The organism is Acidiphilium sp. 20-67-58, assembly GCF_002255515.1.
Taxonomy (GTDB): Bacteria; Pseudomonadota; Alphaproteobacteria; order Acetobacterales; family Acetobacteraceae; genus Acidiphilium.
Map to the genome: position 1 here is coordinate 41,807 of NZ_NCAS01000011.1, position 16,972 is coordinate 58,778.

The 16,972-nt window shown below is 68.5% G+C and carries 20 protein-coding genes; 6 read left to right on the plus strand and 14 right to left on the minus strand.

Annotated features, from left to right (window positions below):
- The 6 genes from B7Z76_RS05770 to hemE all read right to left on the minus strand — a co-directional run bounded on the left by B7Z76_RS05770 (position 1) and on the right by hemE (position 4,435).
- Positions 1–747, minus strand: a complete 747-nt coding sequence (locus tag B7Z76_RS05770; protein WP_174503522.1) for a ribonuclease activity regulator RraA — start codon at positions 745–747, stop codon at positions 1–3.
- Between the two features lie 80 nt (positions 748–827).
- A complete protein-coding gene (locus tag B7Z76_RS05775) occupies positions 828–971 on the minus strand; it encodes a hypothetical protein (RefSeq protein ID WP_174503523.1) in 144 nt (47 codons plus the stop codon).
- Between the two features lie 158 nt (positions 972–1,129).
- Positions 1,130–1,579 (minus strand): protoporphyrinogen oxidase HemJ, encoded by a 450-nt coding sequence (hemJ, locus tag B7Z76_RS05780; protein ID WP_174503524.1) that lies wholly within the window; start codon positions 1,577–1,579, stop codon positions 1,130–1,132.
- Complete coding sequence (locus tag B7Z76_RS05785; RefSeq protein ID WP_291342716.1) at positions 1,576–2,268, minus strand: HAD family phosphatase; 693 nt, start codon at positions 2,266–2,268, stop codon at positions 1,576–1,578. Before B7Z76_RS05785 ends, hemJ begins: the two co-directional genes overlap by 4 nt.
- Positions 2,265–3,353, minus strand: coding sequence for a ferrochelatase (hemH, locus tag B7Z76_RS05790; RefSeq protein WP_174503526.1), 1,089 nt, complete (start codon positions 3,351–3,353; stop codon positions 2,265–2,267). Before hemH ends, B7Z76_RS05785 begins: the two co-directional genes overlap by 4 nt.
- Before the next feature lie 5 nt (positions 3,354–3,358).
- Positions 3,359–4,435 carry a uroporphyrinogen decarboxylase gene (gene hemE / locus B7Z76_RS05795; RefSeq protein ID WP_174503527.1) on the minus strand — a complete coding sequence of 359 codons (1,077 nt, stop codon included), beginning with the start codon at positions 4,433–4,435 and terminating at the stop codon, positions 3,359–3,361.
- A 280-nt stretch (positions 4,436–4,715) separates the two neighbouring features.
- On the opposite strand from hemE, the gene B7Z76_RS05800 reads away from it, so the two are divergent.
- The 6 genes from B7Z76_RS05800 to B7Z76_RS05825 all read left to right on the plus strand — a co-directional run bounded on the left by B7Z76_RS05800 (position 4,716) and on the right by B7Z76_RS05825 (position 8,844).
- The gene (locus B7Z76_RS05800; RefSeq protein ID WP_174503528.1) at positions 4,716–5,594 is read left to right on the plus strand and encodes a pyruvate, water dikinase regulatory protein; all 879 of its coding nucleotides are present in this window, start codon (positions 4,716–4,718) and stop codon (positions 5,592–5,594) included.
- A gap of 184 nt (positions 5,595–5,778) precedes the next feature.
- Positions 5,779–6,273 carry a methylated-DNA--[protein]-cysteine S-methyltransferase gene (locus B7Z76_RS05805; RefSeq protein WP_291342720.1) on the plus strand — a complete coding sequence of 165 codons (495 nt, stop codon included), beginning with the start codon at positions 5,779–5,781 and terminating at the stop codon, positions 6,271–6,273.
- A gap of 21 nt (positions 6,274–6,294) precedes the next feature.
- Positions 6,295–7,272 (plus strand): quinone oxidoreductase, encoded by a 978-nt coding sequence (locus B7Z76_RS05810; protein ID WP_174503530.1) that lies wholly within the window; start codon positions 6,295–6,297, stop codon positions 7,270–7,272.
- 163 nt (positions 7,273–7,435) lie between these two features.
- Complete coding sequence (locus tag B7Z76_RS05815; RefSeq protein WP_174503531.1) at positions 7,436–7,726, plus strand: high-potential iron-sulfur protein; 291 nt, start codon at positions 7,436–7,438, stop codon at positions 7,724–7,726.
- Between the two features lie 127 nt (positions 7,727–7,853).
- Positions 7,854–8,279 carry a CHRD domain-containing protein gene (locus B7Z76_RS05820; protein ID WP_291342725.1) on the plus strand — a complete coding sequence of 142 codons (426 nt, stop codon included), beginning with the start codon at positions 7,854–7,856 and terminating at the stop codon, positions 8,277–8,279.
- Positions 8,280–8,412: 133 nt separating this feature from the next.
- Positions 8,413–8,844, plus strand: a complete 432-nt coding sequence (locus B7Z76_RS05825) for a dihydroneopterin aldolase (protein ID WP_291342727.1) — start codon at positions 8,413–8,415, stop codon at positions 8,842–8,844.
- A 67-nt stretch (positions 8,845–8,911) separates the two neighbouring features.
- Here B7Z76_RS05825 and B7Z76_RS05830 read toward each other — a convergent pair whose 3' ends face one another.
- From B7Z76_RS05830 to puhA, 8 genes are all read right to left on the minus strand, one after another.
- On the minus strand, positions 8,912–10,177 hold the full coding sequence (locus tag B7Z76_RS05830) for an NRAMP family divalent metal transporter (RefSeq protein WP_291342729.1): 1,266 nt from the start codon (positions 10,175–10,177) through the stop codon (positions 8,912–8,914).
- A gap of 283 nt (positions 10,178–10,460) precedes the next feature.
- Positions 10,461–11,672 (minus strand): 5-aminolevulinate synthase, encoded by a 1,212-nt coding sequence (gene hemA, locus B7Z76_RS05835; protein WP_174503535.1) that lies wholly within the window; start codon positions 11,670–11,672, stop codon positions 10,461–10,463.
- 46 nt (positions 11,673–11,718) lie between these two features.
- The gene (gene puhE / locus B7Z76_RS05840) at positions 11,719–13,578 is read right to left on the minus strand and encodes a putative photosynthetic complex assembly protein PuhE (RefSeq protein ID WP_291342732.1); all 1,860 of its coding nucleotides are present in this window, start codon (positions 13,576–13,578) and stop codon (positions 11,719–11,721) included.
- A gap of 10 nt (positions 13,579–13,588) precedes the next feature.
- On the minus strand, positions 13,589–14,656 hold the full coding sequence (gene acsF / locus B7Z76_RS05845) for a magnesium-protoporphyrin IX monomethyl ester (oxidative) cyclase (RefSeq protein WP_291342733.1): 1,068 nt from the start codon (positions 14,654–14,656) through the stop codon (positions 13,589–13,591).
- A gap of 3 nt (positions 14,657–14,659) precedes the next feature.
- On the minus strand, positions 14,660–14,977 hold the full coding sequence (locus B7Z76_RS05850; RefSeq protein ID WP_174503538.1) for a hypothetical protein: 318 nt from the start codon (positions 14,975–14,977) through the stop codon (positions 14,660–14,662).
- Positions 14,974–15,528, minus strand: a complete 555-nt coding sequence (gene puhC / locus B7Z76_RS05855) for a photosynthetic complex assembly protein PuhC (protein WP_174503539.1) — start codon at positions 15,526–15,528, stop codon at positions 14,974–14,976. The genes B7Z76_RS05850 and puhC overlap by 4 nt, the downstream gene beginning before the upstream one ends.
- Entirely contained in the window at positions 15,525–16,193 is a 669-nt protein-coding gene (puhB, locus tag B7Z76_RS05860; protein ID WP_291342734.1) for a photosynthetic complex putative assembly protein PuhB, read from the minus strand. Before puhB ends, puhC begins: the two co-directional genes overlap by 4 nt.
- The gene (gene puhA, locus B7Z76_RS05865; protein WP_291342735.1) at positions 16,190–16,969 is read right to left on the minus strand and encodes a photosynthetic reaction center subunit H; all 780 of its coding nucleotides are present in this window, start codon (positions 16,967–16,969) and stop codon (positions 16,190–16,192) included. The genes puhB and puhA overlap by 4 nt, the downstream gene beginning before the upstream one ends.
- Positions 16,970–16,972 lie beyond the last annotated feature (3 nt).

Below are 16,972 nucleotides of genomic sequence, written 5' to 3' on the forward strand. Positions count from 1 at the left end.
TCAGGCCTTCTGGCTGGCGCGGAAGGCTTCGTAGCGGGCTTTGGTTTCGGCGTTCGCCGGGTAGAGGCCGGGGAGCGGCACGCCGCGCTCGATCTCGGTCATGATCCAGGCTTCCAGCGCCTCCTGCTCGATGGCTTCGGGCACCACTTCGGCGAGCAGGGCCTGGGGGATGACCACCGCGCCATCGTCATCGACCACGATCATGTCGTTCGGGAAGACGGCGACGCCGCCGCAGGCGATGGGCTGCTGCCAGGCGACGAAGGTGAGGCCGGCGACCGAGGGCGGGGCGGCGGCGCCGCGGCACCAGACCGGCAGGCCGGTGCCGAGCACGCCGGCCAGATCGCGCATCACCCCGTCGGTGACGAGGCCGGCGACGCCGCGCTTGCCCATGCGGGCGCAGAGAATGTCACCGAAAATGCCGGCATCGGTGATGCCCATGGCGTCGGCGACGGCGATGCAGCCTTCCGGCATCGCCTCGATCGCGCCGCGGGTCGAGGTTGGCGAGGCCCAGGAGGCGGGGGTGGCGAGATCCTCGCGGGCGGGGACGAAGCGCAGGGTGAAGGCGCGGCCGACCTTGCGGCCCTGGCCAGGGGTGAGCGGCGACGTGCCGCGCAGCCAGACATTGCGCAGGCCCTTCTTGAGCAGGACCGTGGTGAGAGTCGCCGTCGAGACCGATTGCAGCGCGGCGATGAAGGCGGCGTCCTGCGCCTGGTCGGTTCCGGTATCCGGCGTCGCATTCGCGGTCATTGGCGTTCCCCCTGTCTGGCGCGGACGGCGCCATTCGGTCGTTTGTATATTAGGGGCACGCCATGCCGCAAGGCGGGTGGTCAGTCGTCATCGCCATGATGCCAGCCGTGGTAATAGCCGGGCGGGCCATAGCCATAGGGGTAGTAGACGCAGCCGGCGAGCGCGGTGGCGAGGCCGGCAAGGGCAAGGGCCAGAATCGTGGCCCGAAGTGCGGAGCGGTTCATCTGCTGTTTCCCTCCTCGTGGATGGCGTAACAAACCCGGCAAAACCGGTGTTTCGATGACACCAATGTGGCAGGGATGTGGAATTTTGTCCTAATTCAAGGTATTTGGGATATTATTCCTGTAACGGAACTGGGAATTTATTCCGTGATTCCGCAAGATCAGGGTTTCACGAAGACCATGATGACGATGATGACCATCAGGATGGTCGGGACCTCGTTGGCGATTCGGTAGAAGCGCTCGGGCTTGATGTTGGCGTCGTTCAGGAAATTTTTCCGCCATTTGGAGAGCGCACCGTGAAAGCCGCTCATCAGGATGACGGAGATGAATTTCGTCCACCACCAGCCGGCCGACCAGGAGATGGCGCCGGGGGTGAGGATGAGCAGGATGCCAAAACTCCAGGAGGAGATCATCGCCGGGGTGGCGATCTGCTTGAGCAGGCGGCGTTCCATCACCTTGAAACGGGCGGATTCGGCGGAGCCGGGGGCGAGCTGGCAGTGATAGACATAGAGGCGCGGCAGGTAGAACAGCGCCGCCATCCAGGCGATGATCGACATCACGTGAAAGGCGAGTTCCCAGCGGTAGAACGGCGCGAGGGCGGCGATGGTCATGATTTGGCTCCGATCGCGGCGGCGAGGGCGACGAGGTCGCGCAATTCGTGGTGGCCGGCGATGATTCGGGCGGCACCGGCGGCGAGCAATGCCTCGCCATTGCCGTGGGGGGCAAAGCCGTAGCAGGTCATGCCGGCGGCGACGGCGCCGGTGATGCCGGTGACGCTATCCTCGATCACGAGGCAGGTTTCCGGGGCGGCAGGCAGCGAGCGGGCGGCGGCGAGGAAGACATCCGGCGCCGGTTTCGGCCGTCCGCCTTCGGGGAACAGGCGCGGGGCGGAGAAGGTGCGGCCGGCCACGAGATCGCGCCAGCCGACGCGGCCGAATTTCGCCTCCATCTCGACATCGGCCGAGTTGGAGGCGATGCGCCAGGGCTGGCCGGCAGCATCGAAATGCTCGAGGATGTCGCGCGCGCCGGGAATGGGTTCGGCGTGACGCTCCATCGCGGCGACGATGCGGGCAATAAGCATCGTGTTCCAGTCGGCAGGCAGCTTGCTGCCGAGATCGGCCTCGATCATCGGGCGCATGGCGCGGAGCGAGACGCCGACGAAGCGGGCCATCGCCGCATCCGGCGTGATCGGCAGGCCCAGCTCGGTCATCGCCGCGGCGATGACGGCGGCAGAGACGCGTTCGCTATCGATCAGAACGCCGTCGCAATCGAAAATGACGAGGTCGAAGCTACGGGTCATGCCGCCTCGACCGCCCGATGCCGGGCCCAGGGGCAATCCCGGTTGCGGACATCGCACGACCGCCCGCCGCGATGCGAGCAGAGGCCGGGACCGTGGGCCACGGCGCGACGGGCGATTCCTGCCACGGCAGCGATGAAGGCGGGATCGTCGTTTTGCGCCGGGGCGCGGTAATAGCCGGGCAGCTTCAGATGGTCGGCGATTTCGCGATATTCGACATCAAGTTCGACCAGCGTTTCGATATGTTCGGAAACGAAAGCGATGGGGATAACGACGATCGCGGTCTTGTCCTTCGCGGCCTGTTCGATCGCCTGTTCGGTCGAGGGTTCGAGCCATTTCTGCGGCGTGGCGCGGGACTGGAAGCAGACCTGGTAATCGGGCCGGTGGCCGATCCTGTGCTCGATCGCCGCCATCACCGCTTCGGTGCAGGCCTCGACCTCCTCCTGGTAGGGATCGCCAGCCTTGACGATGGATTCCGGCAGGCCGTGGGCGGAGAAGAGCAGGCGGATTTTCGCACCCGAACCGAGATCGGCGCGGGCTTTCTCGTAGGTGCGGATGACCGGCTCGGCGGTGGCGGCGGCGAAAGCGGGATCGTCATACCAGCAGCAGAGCGTGGTGGTCGGAGCGACGAGGCCGGCGCGGGCGGCGGAATCGTGCCAGTCCGCCAGGGAACTGCCGGTCGTTGTCGTGGAGAATTGCGGATAGAGCGGCAGGAGCAGGATGCGCTCGGGGTTCCAGGCCTTCACCTCGCGGGCGACGTCGCGCGCGAAAGGATGCCAGTAGCGCATCGCGATGAAGCATTTCGACCCGGGAAGGGCGGCTTCGAGCGCGTCCGCCTGTTGCCGGGTGAGATCGAGCAGCGGCGATTTCCCGCCCATCAGCGCATAGCCTTCCTCGGCTTTTTTCTGCGCCGAACGGGCGATCAGCCGGGCGAGCCAGAAGCGGATGAAGATTGGCGCGCGGATGATCGCGGGATCGGAGAAGAGGTTGACGCGGAACGGCTTGATCGACTCGGGGCCATCGGGGCCGCCGAGGTTGAACAGCACGATCGCGGTGCGGACGGGCAGAGCGGGTTCGGAATCGTTCATGGCGCTCAGGTGGCGGCGAGGACGGATTCCTCAAGCTCGCCGGGTTCCAGCGAACGGAGGCGTTCGATCACCGCGGCGACGTGTTCGGGCGGAGTATCCGGCACGATTCCATGGCCGAGATTGAAGATGTGCGGGTGGCCTTCGAGGCCGCGGGCGATCCGCTCCACCGCGTGGCCGAGCGAAACGCCGCCGGCGCGCAGCAGCAGCGGATCGAGATTGCCTTGCAGGGCGACGCGGCGCGGCGCGAGCCGGGCAAGGGCGACGGGATCGACCGATGTGTCCATCCCGACCCCGTCGATGCCGGTTTCGGCGATGTAGGACAGGGTCATCAGCCCGCCGAGACGGGGGAAGCCGATGATCTTCACGCCGGGATGACGGGTGCGGAGCTGTTCGACGATGCGCGCCGTCGGGTGGATCACGTGGGCGCGGAAGAGATCCGGCGGCAGCAGCCCGGCCCAGGAGTCGAACAGCATGACGCAATCGGCCCCGGCCTCGATCTGCCAGGAGAGATAGTCGATCGTCGCGGTGGTGACGGTTTCGATCACCGCGGCGAGCAAGGCGGGATCGGCATAGGCGGTGGCGCGGGTGAGCGGAAAATCGCCGCCGCGGCCATCGATCATGTAGCAGGCGACGGTGAAGGGGCTGCCGGCGAAGCCGATCAGCGTCGTCTCCGGGGCAAGTGCCGCGCGGACGCGGGAGACGGTTTCCATCACCGGCTCGGTGCCGCGGCGCAGGGCGGCGGGGTCGAGCGCGTCCAGCGCGGGCAGACCGTCGATCCGTTCGAGGCGCGGCCCTTCGCCCTCGGCAAAGCGGAGTTTCTGGCCCAGCGCCCAGGGCAGGATCAGGATATCGCTGAACAGGATCGCCGCATCCATGCCGAAACGGCGGACGGGTTGCAGGGTCACCTCGGTCGCGAGCGCGGGCGTGGTGCAGAGGGCGATGAAGTTTCCCGCCGTTTCCCTGAGTTTGCGGTATTCGGGCAGGTACCGGCCGGCCTGGCGCATCAGCCATACCGGCGGCGGCCAGACGGCCTCGCCCCCGAGCACTCTGAGAACCGGTTTTTCCGTGCTTTGTCCCGTCATGCGACCTGCCTACCTTCATTTCGACTTATAGGAAAGGACGGTGGTAGGGCTTGTGGCTGTGAACTCTGGGGAACCCCGCAAACCGGATTTTTCTGCACAAAGTTTTCCACAAGCAAAACCGGCGTATACTCTGCTGATTCTGCATCAAACCCCCAGGTTTTCCACATACGCGGGGAGACCCCGGAAGATTCATCCACCGGCACGGGCGGCGGAAAATTCATCCCCGCTTTCCACCGCTTCCGGTATCGCGGCCCAGGTTATCCACGCTATGAGGCAGGGCATGGACGGCAAGCGGCTCAATCTCCACCTGGTTTCCGACGCCACCGGCGACACGCTCGGCGCGGTGGCGCGGGCGGCGAGCGTGCAGTTCGAGGGGGCGGATATTCACCTGCATCGCTGGAGCCTGATCCGCTCGCGGTTGCAGCTGCACCGGGTGCTGGAGGGGATCGAGGCGGAGCGGGGGCCGGTGCTGTGCAGCCTGCTCGACCAGGCGCTGCGCCATGAGCTGGACGAGGCGTGCCAGCGGCTCGGCGTGCGCATCCAGCACGTGCTCGACCCGGTGTTCGGCCTGCTGGCCGACGAGCTGGGCGCGCCGGCGCGGCCGACGCCGGGGCGGCAATATGTGCTGGACGCGGATTATTTCCGCCGGATCGACGCGATGCACTTCGTGCTGTCGCACGATGACGGGCAGGCGCTGCGCGGGCTGGCGGAGGCGGATGTGATTCTGGTCGGCGTATCGCGCTCGTCGAAGACGCCGACCTCGTTTTATCTCGCCAATCGCGGCATCAAGGCGGCGAACGTGCCGCTGGTGCCGGGGATCGACCCGCCGGCGATGCTGGACGACCCGCCCTGCCCGGTGGTCGGGCTGTTCATCGATCTCGAACCGCTGATCGAGATCCGCCGGCACCGGCTGACCCTGCTCGGCCAGGGCAGTTCGGTGGGCGGCGGAGCGGGTGTGTTCCGCCCGGATCGGGGCGACTATGTCGACGAGGAGACGGTGAAGGCGGAGTTGCTCGGCGCGCGGCGGATCTGTGCGGCGCGGGGCTGGCCGACGGTCAATGTCACCCGCCGCTCGATCGAGGAGACCGCGGCGGCGGTGCTGAAACTGATGGACGCCTGGCACGAGCGGCGCCGGCGGGGCGGCCCGGCGGACCGGTAAGGACAGCGCGATCACGTCCGCTTGACTTCCGGGGGTGAGGCTCTAGTGTCCCCAAAACGAGACCCGACAGGTTTCGACAAGAGGCGGACACGAGCAAAATCAGTATTTTAGTGGCCTGACGGTCCCTGAAGCCCGGATGCGCCGTTCAGGGGCAGGCCACGAGCCTGAAAATGGGGAAGGTCCTGTGGCCCAGCTTTCGATGCGGCATCCGGTGTTTGGCGGTTTCATCCTGCATGAGCGGGACGGCGCCATCGTATCGGTCGATTTCGACGCCGGCGAGGCTGCGGCGGCGGATGCGCCGACACCGCTGCTGAAGCGGGCGGCTTCGGCGCTGGAGCGCTATTTCGACGGCGATGCCCTCGACGAGACCCTGCCGCTCGCGCCGGCGGGCACCGATTATCAGCGCCGCGTGTGGGATCATTTGCGCGCGATCCCGCGCGGCCAGACCAGAACCTATGCCGAGGTGGCGCGCGCCGTGGGCGGCAGCGCGCGATCGGTCGGCGGGGCGAACCGCGCCAATCCGATCCCGATCCTCATCCCGTGCCACCGGGTGCGGGCGGCGGACGGGCTTGGCGGCTATTGCGGCAGCAGCGAGGAAGGCTGGGGCCTGGCGATGAAGCGCCGGCTGCTCACCCTCGAAGGGGCTGCGTTCGGCGAACCGACGCGCCGCGGCATCTGAAAAAAATCCGGGAGACAGGACATGACGACCAAGGCCATCCGTATCCACACCCATGGCGGACCTGACGTGCTGCGCTGGGAGGACGTGCCGACACCCGAGCCGGGACGCGGCGAGGCGCTGGTGCGGCACGAGGCGGTGGGGCTGAATTATATCGACGTCTATTTCCGCACCGGCCTCTACAAGATGCCGCATCTGCCGGCGACGATCGGCATGGAGGGGGCGGGGATCGTCGTCGCGGTGGGCGAGGGCGTCACCGAAGTGGCGGCGGGCGACCGCGTCGCCTATGCCGGCGGGCCGGTCGGCGCCTATGCGACCGAGCGGGTGATCGCCGCGGACCGGCTGGTGAAGCTGCCGGCGGGGATCGATTTCCAGACCGGGGCGGCGATGATGCTCCAGGGCATGACCGCGCAATACCTGCTGCGGCGGACCTATCGGGTGCAGGCGGGCGAGACCATTCTCGTGCATGCCGCGGCCGGCGGCGTCGGCCTCATCCTCTGCCAGTGGGCGCGGCATCTCGGGGCCACGGTGATCGGCGTCGTCTCGACCGAGGCGAAGGCGGATCTCGCCCGCGCGCACGGGGCGCATCACGTCATCGTCGGGCACGACAATCTCGCCGCCGAGGTGAAGCGGCTGACCGACGGCGCGATGGTGCCGGTGGTGTATGATTCGGTGGGCAAGGACACGTTCGGGCCGAGCCTCGATTCGCTGGCGCCGCTCGGGCTGATGGTCAGCTACGGCAATGCCTCGGGGCCGGTGCCGCCGCTCGATGTCGGCATTCTCGCGGCCAAGGGCAGCCTGTTCCTCACCCGGCCGACGCTTGCGACCTATACCGCCAAGCGCTCCGACCTCGTTGCCGTGGCGAACGACCTGTTCGGGGTGGTCGAGGCCGGGGCGGTGAAGATCCGCGTCAACCAGACCTTCCCCCTCGCCGAGGCGGCGGCGGCGCACGAGGCGCTGGAGGCGCGGCGGACCACCGGCAGCACCGTCCTGCTGCCCTGAAAAAGGTCGGGCGACGCGCGATCACGATCGCGCGCGCGCCGGATTCCTGCCACGTTTGGATTTGCAGAGTGGAGAGACCCGGCGCGGTGCTTGCCGTATCGGGTTTCATTCCCACACTCCATTCCTGTCCCTCCGTGGACAGTCAAAAACAGGAGCAGAGACAATGTCCGACGACAAGAGCAGACAGAATGGCCGGCGCGCGCTGTTGCGCAAGGCGGCCGGAATTTCCGCCGGTATCGCCGTGGCCGGCATCGTCGCCACGCAGGCGGCGGAAGCGGCCGGCATGGCCAAGTCCGCGGTGAAATATCAGGATATGCCGAAGGATGGCCACCAGTGCGACGGCTGCGCGCTGTATGTCCCGGCATCGACCGCCGGCAAGGACGGGCGCTGCAAGGCGGTGGCCGGCGCGATCTCGCCCAAGGGCTGGTGCGAGCTGTGGAGCCCGAAGGCGTAATTTCGCGCCGAGCATGAGGTTTCGGCGGGGCGGCCCGGAATGGCCGCTCCGCGCACCCAAGGGCGCGAGGGGATGATCGCGCCGCATCGACACACAGGAGACGAATGTGAGAGTAACCAGGCGAGGCTTGACTGCACTTGTGCTTGCGGCCGGGCTGGCCGGTGGGACGGGGATCGCGCAGGCGAAGACCATGCGAATTTCCGCCCAGCTTCACCCGGTGGCCGGGACGATGTCCCACGCGACGGGCGCGCTGCACGGCACGTTCAACACGGTGACCCGGCGGGTGACCTGGGACGTGACCTACAGCCACCTCAGCAGCAAGGTGATCATGGCGCATTTCCATGGGCCGATCACCAAGCCCGGGCAGAATGCGGGCGTGCAGGTGTGGCTGTCGAAGAAGCCGCCGCATCCGATGGCGGCCGGGCCGATCCGCGGCGCGGCGGTGCTGACGCCGGCGCAGGCGAAGGAGCTGATGGCCGGGCAGTGGTATGCCGTGGTCCATACCGTCAAGTTCAAGGCGGGCGAGCTGCGCGGCCGGGTTCACGCGGGTTAGAGCATTTTCCGATCCGAAAGGATCGGAGCGGGTCTGCATCTGATCCGACATGCGACGGCCGGGCTTGCCTGCCCGGCCGGAGACGCGGTGCCGCACTCTTGCCTTTGGTCGCGTGGCGGCGCATGGGCGAAGGATGAACGAAAGCCATTTTCCCGCCCCGCCTGCCACCGCAGCGCCGGCGCTGCGGCGGATGTTCGTGCGGGACATGGTGCTGGAAGCGCATATTGGCGTCCATGCCCATGAATTCGGCCGCACGCAGCGGGTGCGGATCAATCTCGATCTCGCGGTGCGCGAGGAGCATGATGGCCCTGCCGCGCAGATGTCGCGCGGGGGCGTGGGGCGGGACGATCTCGCACGGGTGGTCGATTACGAGCGGATCGTGCTCGGCGCGCGGGCGGCGGTGGCGGCGGGGCATGTCCAGCTCGTCGAGACGCTCGCGGAACGGCTGGCCGAGCTGTGCCTCGCGGATGCGCGGGTCGTGCTGGTGCGGGTGCGGGTCGAGAAGCTCGACGTGTTCGCCGACATGGATTCGGTCGGCGTCGAGATCGAGCGGCGGAATTCCTGATCGGATGATGCTTAAATTATCAACAAGATAGAGCACGACACCCGATCCGGATGGATCGGATGATGCTCTAGACCAGCAGCATCGCCAGGGTGCAGGCTCCCATGAGTGCTGCGGTGAGCCAGCCCATGACGCGCAGCCAGCGCGGCAGGATGTGGCCGTCCATCACCGCGGGGCGGCTGGCGAGGGCGACCATCGCCGCGATGATCGGCACCGCGGCGATGCCGTTGATCACCGCCGCCCAGAACAGCGCGCGGATCGGCGGGAGCGGCGAGAAGACGATGCCGACGCCGGCAAGCGTCGCGACGGCCAGCACGCCGTAGAAGGCGCGGGCCTCCAGCGCGCGGCGGGAGAGGCCGACCGTCCAGTGCAGCGCCTCGCCGATCGCATAGGCGGTGCTGCCGGCGAGGACAGGGACGGCGAGCAGGCCGGTGCCGAAAATGCCGAGGGCGAAGACGAGCCGCGCGAAGCTGCCCGCGATGGGGGCAAGCGCGCTCGCCGCATCCGCCGCCGAGGCGATGTCGGTGATGCCGTGGACATGCAGGGTCGCCGCCGTGCCGATGATGATCGAGAGCGAGACGGCGTTCGAATAGGTCATGCCGGCCCAGGTGTCGACGCGGATGCGGGCGAGTTCGCCGGCCACCGCCGCGCCGTCGGCGGGGATGCGCCCGGCATCCTCGGCTTCCTCGGCGGCCTGCCAGAAGAAGAGATAGGGGCTGATCGTGGTGCCGAAGACCGCGATCAGCGCGAGCAGGGCCGGGCGGTCCAGCGTGAGGCGGGGGATCAGCGCGCCGGCGAGGATCTCGCGCGCGGGCAGGCGCAGGACGAAGAGCAGCGCGACATAGGCGAGCAGTGCCGCGGTGAGGAATTTCAGCACGGTGACGTAGCGGCGGTAGGGGATGCGGATTTCGGCGATGACGCAGAAGATCGCGATTGCCACCGTGTAGAGCCGCTCGGGGCCGCCGGCGAGCATGTGCGCGGTCTGCGCCATCGCGCCGAGATCGGCGCCGAGATTGAACACATTGGCGATGGCGAGCAGCAGGATCAGGGAGAGGGCGAGCGGGCGGGGCAGATGGGCTTCCATCGCCGCGCCGAGGCCGCGGCCGGTGATGCGGCCGATCCGCGCGCTGATCTCCTGCACCGCCACCATGAAGGGCAGGGCGAGCACCACCGACCAGCCCAGCGTGTAGCCGAACTGGGCGCCGACCTGGGAATAGGTGGCGATGCCGCTCGGATCGTCGTCGGCGGCGCCGGTGATCAGGCCGGGGCCGAGGCGGGCGAACAGGGCGCGGGGGACGCGCAGCCAGCGTGCCGGCCGGGCAGGAGTGCTGTTCATCGGCGGCACCTCGGGGTTCGGGAACGATAATCCCCAGTCTAGAGCACTTTCCGATCCTTCCGGATCGGATGTAGTGCTCTATCATGTTGATAACTAGAGCATCTTTATCCGATCAGATGATTCCATCCGATCGGATGATGCTCTATAGCCCTGGTCTGCCGTCGGAAAACAGGGCCTTGTCCGATCAGGCGGGTTTACCCGATCGGACGAGGCTCCAGGTCGTCAACGAGATAGAGTACGTTCCGATCTGGAAGGATCGGAACGTGCGCGAGGGGAAGCTGGGTCAGGCGGCGCGGGCGATCTCCATCTCCCCCCAGATCAGGCGCAGCGCGTCGATCAGCCGGTCGATATCCGCCTCGGTGTGCAGCGGCGAGGGGGTGAGGCGCAGGCGCTCGGTGCCGCGGGGCACGGTGGGATAGTTGATCGGCTGGACGTAGATGCCGAACCGGTCGAGCAGGGTGTCGCTGATCTGCTTGCAGAGTGAGGCGTCGCCCACCATCACCGGCACGATGTGGCTCGGGTTGGGCAGATGCGGCACGCCGATCGCGTCGAGCTTGCGGCGCAGGGTGGCGACGCGGGCGTGCATCGCGATGCGCTCGGCGTCGCTGGTCTTGAGGTGGCGGATGCTGGCCAGCGCGCCGGCGGCGACGGTGGGCGGCAGGGCGGTGGTGAAGATGAAGCCCGAGGCGTAGCTGCGCACGAAGTCGCACATCGCGGCGCTGCCGGTGATGTAGCCGCCGATGACGCCGAAGCCCTTGGCCAGCGTGCCCTCGATCAGGGTGAGGCGATGGGCGAGGCCCTCGCGCTCGGAAATGCCGCCGCCGCGCGGGCCGTAGAGGCCGACGGCGTGCACCTCGTCGAGATAGGTCATGGCGTTGTAGCGATCGGCGACGTCGCAGATATCGGCGATCGGGGCGATGTCCCCATCCATCGAGTAGACGCTCTCGAAGGCGACGAGCTTGGGCCGCGCCGGGTCGAGTGCGGCGAGGTGGCGGGCGAGGTCGGCCGGGTCGTTGTGGCGGAAGACGATGCATTCGGCCCGGCTGTGGCGGATGCCCTCGATCATCGAGGCGTGGTTCGAGGCATCCGACAGCACGGCGCAGTTCGGCAGCTTGTGCGCGAGGGTGCAGAGCGAGGCCCAGTTGGACATGTAGCCCGAGTTGAACAGCAGCGCCGCTTCCTTGCCGTGCAGGTCGGCCAGCTCGGCTTCGAGCAGCACGTGATAGTGGTTGGTGCCGGCGATGTTGCGGGTGCCGCCGGCGCCGGCGCCGCAGCGGTCGAGCGCCTGGTGCATCGCGCTGAGCACGGCCGTGTGCTGGCCCATGCCGAGATAGTCGTTCGAGCACCAGACGGTGACCGGGCGGCCGCCATCGTCGCCGTGCTGGGTGGCGCGGGGGAAGTTGCCGGCATGGCGCTCGATGTCGGCGAAGACGCGGTAGCGCCCCTCGCTGCGGAGCTGGTCGAGCTGGGAGCGGAAGAAATGTTCGTAGTCCATGGCGCGTATCCTCCCTTTCTTGGTGTTGGTGCCGCGCGGTGACGGATCAGGTGGCGAGGTGCAGTTCGCAGCCGGCGAAGGCGGCGGCGAGCCCGGGTTCATCGAGATCGCGGCCGATGGCGACGACCCGCGGGGCCTCCCCCTCGGCGGCGGCGAAGGCGGCCATGCTGGCCTGGTGACCGGCGACGTCGAACTGGATCCAGCCGCGGCCGACGCGGGCGAGGCCCTTGAGCCGGGCGACCGGGCCGAAGGTGCCGCGCGCCGCCGCCTCGATCACCCGGCCGATCGCCTCGGCATCGCAGAGCGGGCCGAGCGTGCCGTGCCATGAGACGAAGCCGGCGGCGGCGCCGTGGTCGTGATCGTGGTGTTCATGGTCGTGGTCGTGGTCGTGGTCGTGGTCGTCGTGATCGTGATGGCCGTGAGCGGCGTCGTGGTGGTGCGCATGATTGGGCGCGTGGTCGTGGTGGTCATGCGCGTGGTGATCGTGATCGTGGTCGTGGTGATCGTGCGCGTGCGGGTGCGGGGTCGTGGCCTCCGGCGCGGGGCGGGGGGTCAGCGCATCCGGCGGCACCGCGCCGTAGCAGGCGGTGACCAGCCTGGTCTCCGGGCTCAGCCGGTGCAGCGTCGCCTCGACGAGCAGGCGCTCGGTCGGGCTGACGAGATCGGTCTTGTTGATCACCACCAGCGAGGCGAGCCGGGCCTGGACGGTGAGGTGCGCCTGCATCTCGGCGAAATCGGCGAGGAAGGCGCCGGCATCGATCAGGGTGATCACCCGCAGGTCGCGCACGAAGCCGGCGATGGTCGGGCGCTGGATGACGCCGATCAGCGAGGCGAGATCGGCCACGCCCGAGGGCTCGATCAGCACGCGGTCGGGCGCGAAGCGGGCGACCACCTCCTCGAGCTGGGTGGCGAGATCGTCGCGCAGCGAGCAGCAGATGCAGCCGTTCGGCAGCTCCACCACATCCGCCCCCTGGCCGCGCAGCAGCGAGCCGTCGATCCCGACCGTGGCGAAATCGTTGACGAGGACGACGGTCTTTTCGCGGGTGGCGGCCGGCTGCTCGGCCAGCATGGCGAGGCGGCGGCGCATGAAGGTGGTCTTGCCGGCGCCGAGGAAGCCGGCGACGATCTCGACCGCGAAGGGCCGCGCCGGGGCGCGCGAGCGCAGGCTCCATTTCCACAGCCGCGCCGCCGGCAGCGGCAGCACGAGGAACCAGTGCTCGAGGATGGCGAGCGCCATCATCGTGCCGAGGAACATGTCGCCGACGCGGGCGAAGGCGGTGGGGGTGGCGGTGGCGCGCTGGAACATCAGCACGGCGATCACCGTCGAGATCGTGATGGAGAAGGGGAAGAGCAGGTTCATCGGCCGCTTGCGCAGGAAGCTCTTCAGGAAGGTCAGGTGCTCGGGGAGGAATTCCTCGTTGAGGTTGCGCACGCCGAGAAAGACGTTGAGCTTGGCGCTCTGGTGCATCCACCACAGCACCATGAAGGTCCAGGTGCCGATCTGGTTCGGCTGGCCCCAGGTGAGGGCGACGACGAGGCCGGCGGTGGCGATGATCGCCAGCTCGTGCCACAGGCTGGTCTGCACCGCGTGGCCGAAATGCCGCCAGCCGGCGCAATTCTCCGGGCAGGGCGCGCGGCGCGGCCCGGTGACATAGCCCATGTAGAAGCTGATCTCCTGCCAGCCCCAGGCGAACAGGCCGTAGAAGAAGGCGAGATAGGCGGCGCCGACGGTGGTTCGCCCGGCGGTGTCGTGCAGGCCCCACAGACAGGCGAGCAGCACCGCGCTGGCGCCGAGCATGCTCCATTTGAAGGTGCGGCGGGGCAGGCCGTCGAGATAGATGATCGCGCCGGTGCTGAACCACCAGACGAACAGGGCGAAGGCGGCGGGGATGACATACTGGTGCATGGCGCGGCTCCTACCAGACCGGCTGCATGCGGATGTCCGCCGGCAGGGCGTTGGGCTTCGGGCGCATCAGGTAGAGCCGGCCGAAGGCGAGGGCGGCGCGGGCGGCGTTCGCGCCGCGGCGCAGCCGGGCGAGCGGGCCGGGCACCTCGCGCAGGGCGAGATTGGCGACGTCGAGCCGGCGCAGGGTTTCGAGCCCGGCGAGGAAGGCCGGGTTCTCGATGTCGAGCGTCAGCGGGAAGACCTGCCGGCAGATCGCGGAAGTGATGCGGAAGACCTGCATGTCGTAGTCGGTGGGATCGAGCCCGAGGGCAGCGTGGAAGCGGGGGCGGGCATGGTCGCGGATGTACATCGTGGCGAAGACCGCGAGCTGGAAGAAGCGCACCCAGAGCCGGTTGGCGCCGGTGAGCATGCCGGGATTGGCGCGCATCAGCAGCGCGAAGGCCTCGCCGTGGCGGAACTCGTCGTTGCACCACTCGCGGAACCACTTGAAGATCGGGTGGATCCGCAGCTCGGGATGGCGTTCGAGCTGGCGGAAGATCGAGATGTAGCGGGCGTAGCCGATCTTCTCGGAGAGATAGGTGGCGTAGAAGATGAATTTCGGGCGGAAGAAATGGTATTTCTTCGCCTTCGTCAGGAAGCCGAGATCGACCTTCATGCCGATGTCGTGCAGGGCCTCGTTGATGAAGCCGGCGTGGCGCGCCTCGTCGCGGCTCATGTAGCCGAACAGGGCCTTGAGGTCGGGGTTGGCGATGCGCTTGCGGATTTCGGCATAGAGCACGCAGCCGGAGAATTCGGCGGTGACCGAGCTGATCAGGAAGTCGATGAATTCCTGATACAGCTCCGGTTCCATCCTCGAGAGATCGACGGCGAATTCGTCGGTCCGCACGAAATGGCCCTTGTTGGGATCGGCCTCGAACTCGGCCATCAGCCGGTCCCACTCGGCGCGCACCGGCTCGATCGAGAGTCGGTCGAGGGCGGGGAAATCGGTGGTGTAGAAGCGCGGGCTGAGCATGGTGCTCGACTGGGCGATGGCCGTTTGCGCGTCGGGTGCTGCGGTGGGTGATGTTCTTGCGTTCATGGCTCAGGCTCCCGGTGCGGCGAGGGCGGCCTCGGCCTCGGCGCGCGGCATGAAGCCGACCTCGTAGAGTTCGGTGATCTCGAGGATCGAGCGGAACTCGACCCACCAGCGCTCGATCGGGCTGGCCCGCCGCAGGGTGGCGCGGCGCGCGCAGGTCAGGCGCGTGCCGAAGCCGATCGCGGTCGGCATGTCGTGGACGATCACGACATCGCCGGGGCGGATCTCGACATCCTCGGGAATGGCGTGGGCGTGAAGGCTTTCGGGCGTTTGCTCGATGTCGATCGAGCAGAGCAGCTCGATGTCGCGGATGCTTCCGATCATGATGGCTCTCCCGGTTTGAGGGTCTCCGCGTTGCGGAGCAGCGTCGCGAACTGTTTCGCGTTGGCGGGCCCGAAGGCACGCAGGTCGATCCGCTCGTGCGTGGCCGGATCGGCGACGACGAGGCGGTCGGGCCCGTAAAGGGCGAGCTGGAAGGGAAGGTCGCGGGTGATGCCGGCGCGGGCGCGGGCGGCGAAGAGGATCCGCATGGTCGCGCGCAGGAACGTGTCGGCGGTGGGGGCGATGCGGGCGATGGGCTGCGCGGTCGTGGCGTTGCGGATCACCAGCGCGTCGTCCGGCGCCTGGGTGAAGCGCAGCAGCACGGATTCGCGCGGCGGCGGGGCGGGGTGCGGCTGGCGCGTGAGGCGCGCGCCGGCGGCGAGCGCGATGGTGCCGGCGACCAGCAGGAAACAGCCGGCGAGCGCCCAGGCGGGGATGTGGATCCGGTCGTCATGCGCTTCGAGACCGTCATCGATCTGGGAGTAGACGACCCTGCCATCGCGGGGCAGCGCGGCAACAGGTGCGGCGGCGCGGGGCAGGGTGGGGCGGGTCATGCCGGGCTGGCCTCGCCATGTGCGCCGGCCGGCTCGATCGCGGGCCGTGCGGCTTGTGGTGCGGCCGATGTTGCGATGGGTGTGGCGATGGGGCGCGGGGCGACGCCGTGCGCCGTCAGCGCATCGGCCAGGCAGGCGGCGACGGACTCGGCCTCAGGGATGGCGCGCAGCATCGGCATCGCCCGTGCCCCGCGTCCGGCGCGCACATGCGGCCAGAGGAGGAGATAGGACAGCCGCGCATCCGGGCGCGGGGTCAGCGGAATGTCGCCGGTGCCATCGGCGAAGCGGCGCAGGCCGGCGGCGTCGATCGCGGTGAAGGGCAGGTTGAGATGCTTGCGGATGGCGGCGCCGTGGGCGATCACCACGCGGCGGCTGGTGATGGTGTAGATCGTGCTGCGCGCGGTCAGGCCGGCGAAGGCGACCAGCAGCAGCAGCGGCACGGCGCCGAGGGCGACGCACCAGGCGGCGGCGGCGAGGCCGGCGGCGGTGGAGTGATCGGCGATCGCGCTGCTGATCCCGCCCCAGGCCACCAGCAGGCCGACATAGACCAGCCACAGCCGGATGCGGAAGGCGGAGACCAGGAGGCGGCCGAAGCGCGGCGCGCCCTGCCAGAGCAGCGCCTCGCCGGCGGGCAGCGCGTGGGGCAGACCGCGCGGCGCGCTCACAGCAGCGGCTCGGCGCGCTGGGGTGTTGCGTAGAGATGGCCGGAGGCGAAATAGGCCATCAGCCGGTCTTCCTCGCGCGGGCTGATCTGGTCGGGATGGGCGAGGGCGGGGGCGGCGGCGAATTGCGCCGCGGTGACCGACTTGACCATGACCTTGACCGTCTGGCCCGGCGCGCCGCCGGTCACACGGGCGAGCATGATCGGCACCAGGACATGGCGGGCGGGATCGGCGGCGAGGCTCGCCTCGAGCCAGACGGCCATCTGGTCCGCCCGGTCGATCCAGATATCGACGACCGTGCCGGGGGACTGGCGGTCGCAGCAGATGACCGCGGCGCCGCGCGGATCGGGGTCTTCGCTCGCCACCCAGTGATCGGTCGCGACGCGCAGCGGGACGATCCGCGCCGCGCCCTCGGGCATCAGCTCGGGATCGGTGTCACGCTGGGTGAAGGCGGCCGGCCCGAGGCCGTCCTGCATCGGGTCGCCGAGCGGGATGATCGGCGCGCCGTCCCAGGGGGCGCTGGATTTCGCGTTCAGCACCTCGATCGGCTCGTTCCACGGCACCGAATGGGTCTTGCCGTTGGGCAGGAGGAAGGTTTTCGGCGCCGGCAGGGTGGGAAAGCCTTCCAGCCGCTCGCCCTTGTGCCCGGTGACCAGCGGGTAGCCCTCGCGCTTGCTCTCGCGCTGGAGATAGAACACGAGGCCCGCGAAGAAGATCCAGAACGCGTAGAGAACGACCTGGGCGACATCGATATAGGGGGTTATGGCGCCGGTTGGCATGAC

Coding starts and splice junctions, on each gene's coding strand:
- B7Z76_RS05850 (WP_174503538.1), bottom strand. CDS start 14,977: ATGATCGGAAGCATCCGCGACATCGAGCTGCTCTGCTCGATCGACATC.
- B7Z76_RS05810 (WP_174503530.1), top strand. CDS start 6,295: ATGACGACCAAGGCCATCCGTATCCACACCCATGGCGGACCTGACGTG.
- hemE (WP_174503527.1), bottom strand. CDS start 4,435: ATGACGGGACAAAGCACGGAAAAACCGGTTCTCAGAGTGCTCGGGGGC.
- B7Z76_RS05825 (WP_291342727.1), top strand. CDS start 8,413: ATGAACGAAAGCCATTTTCCCGCCCCGCCTGCCACCGCAGCGCCGGCG.
- acsF (WP_291342733.1), bottom strand. CDS start 14,656: ATGAACGCAAGAACATCACCCACCGCAGCACCCGACGCGCAAACGGCC.
- hemH (WP_174503526.1), bottom strand. CDS start 3,353: ATGAACGATTCCGAACCCGCTCTGCCCGTCCGCACCGCGATCGTGCTG.
- B7Z76_RS05785 (WP_291342716.1), bottom strand. CDS start 2,268: ATGACCCGTAGCTTCGACCTCGTCATTTTCGATTGCGACGGCGTTCTG.
- hemA (WP_174503535.1), bottom strand. CDS start 11,672: ATGGACTACGAACATTTCTTCCGCTCCCAGCTCGACCAGCTCCGCAGC.
- hemJ (WP_174503524.1), bottom strand. CDS start 1,579: ATGACCATCGCCGCCCTCGCGCCGTTCTACCGCTGGGAACTCGCCTTT.
- B7Z76_RS05815 (WP_174503531.1), top strand. CDS start 7,436: ATGTCCGACGACAAGAGCAGACAGAATGGCCGGCGCGCGCTGTTGCGC.
- B7Z76_RS05770 (WP_174503522.1), bottom strand. CDS start 747: ATGACCGCGAATGCGACGCCGGATACCGGAACCGACCAGGCGCAGGAC.
- B7Z76_RS05800 (WP_174503528.1), top strand. CDS start 4,716: ATGGACGGCAAGCGGCTCAATCTCCACCTGGTTTCCGACGCCACCGGC.
- puhC (WP_174503539.1), bottom strand. CDS start 15,528: ATGACCCGCCCCACCCTGCCCCGCGCCGCCGCACCTGTTGCCGCGCTG.
- B7Z76_RS05830 (WP_291342729.1), bottom strand. CDS start 10,177: ATGAACAGCACTCCTGCCCGGCCGGCACGCTGGCTGCGCGTCCCCCGC.
- puhA (WP_291342735.1), bottom strand. CDS start 16,969: ATGCCAACCGGCGCCATAACCCCCTATATCGATGTCGCCCAGGTCGTT.
- puhE (WP_291342732.1), bottom strand. CDS start 13,578: ATGCACCAGTATGTCATCCCCGCCGCCTTCGCCCTGTTCGTCTGGTGG.
- B7Z76_RS05775 (WP_174503523.1), bottom strand. CDS start 971: ATGAACCGCTCCGCACTTCGGGCCACGATTCTGGCCCTTGCCCTTGCC.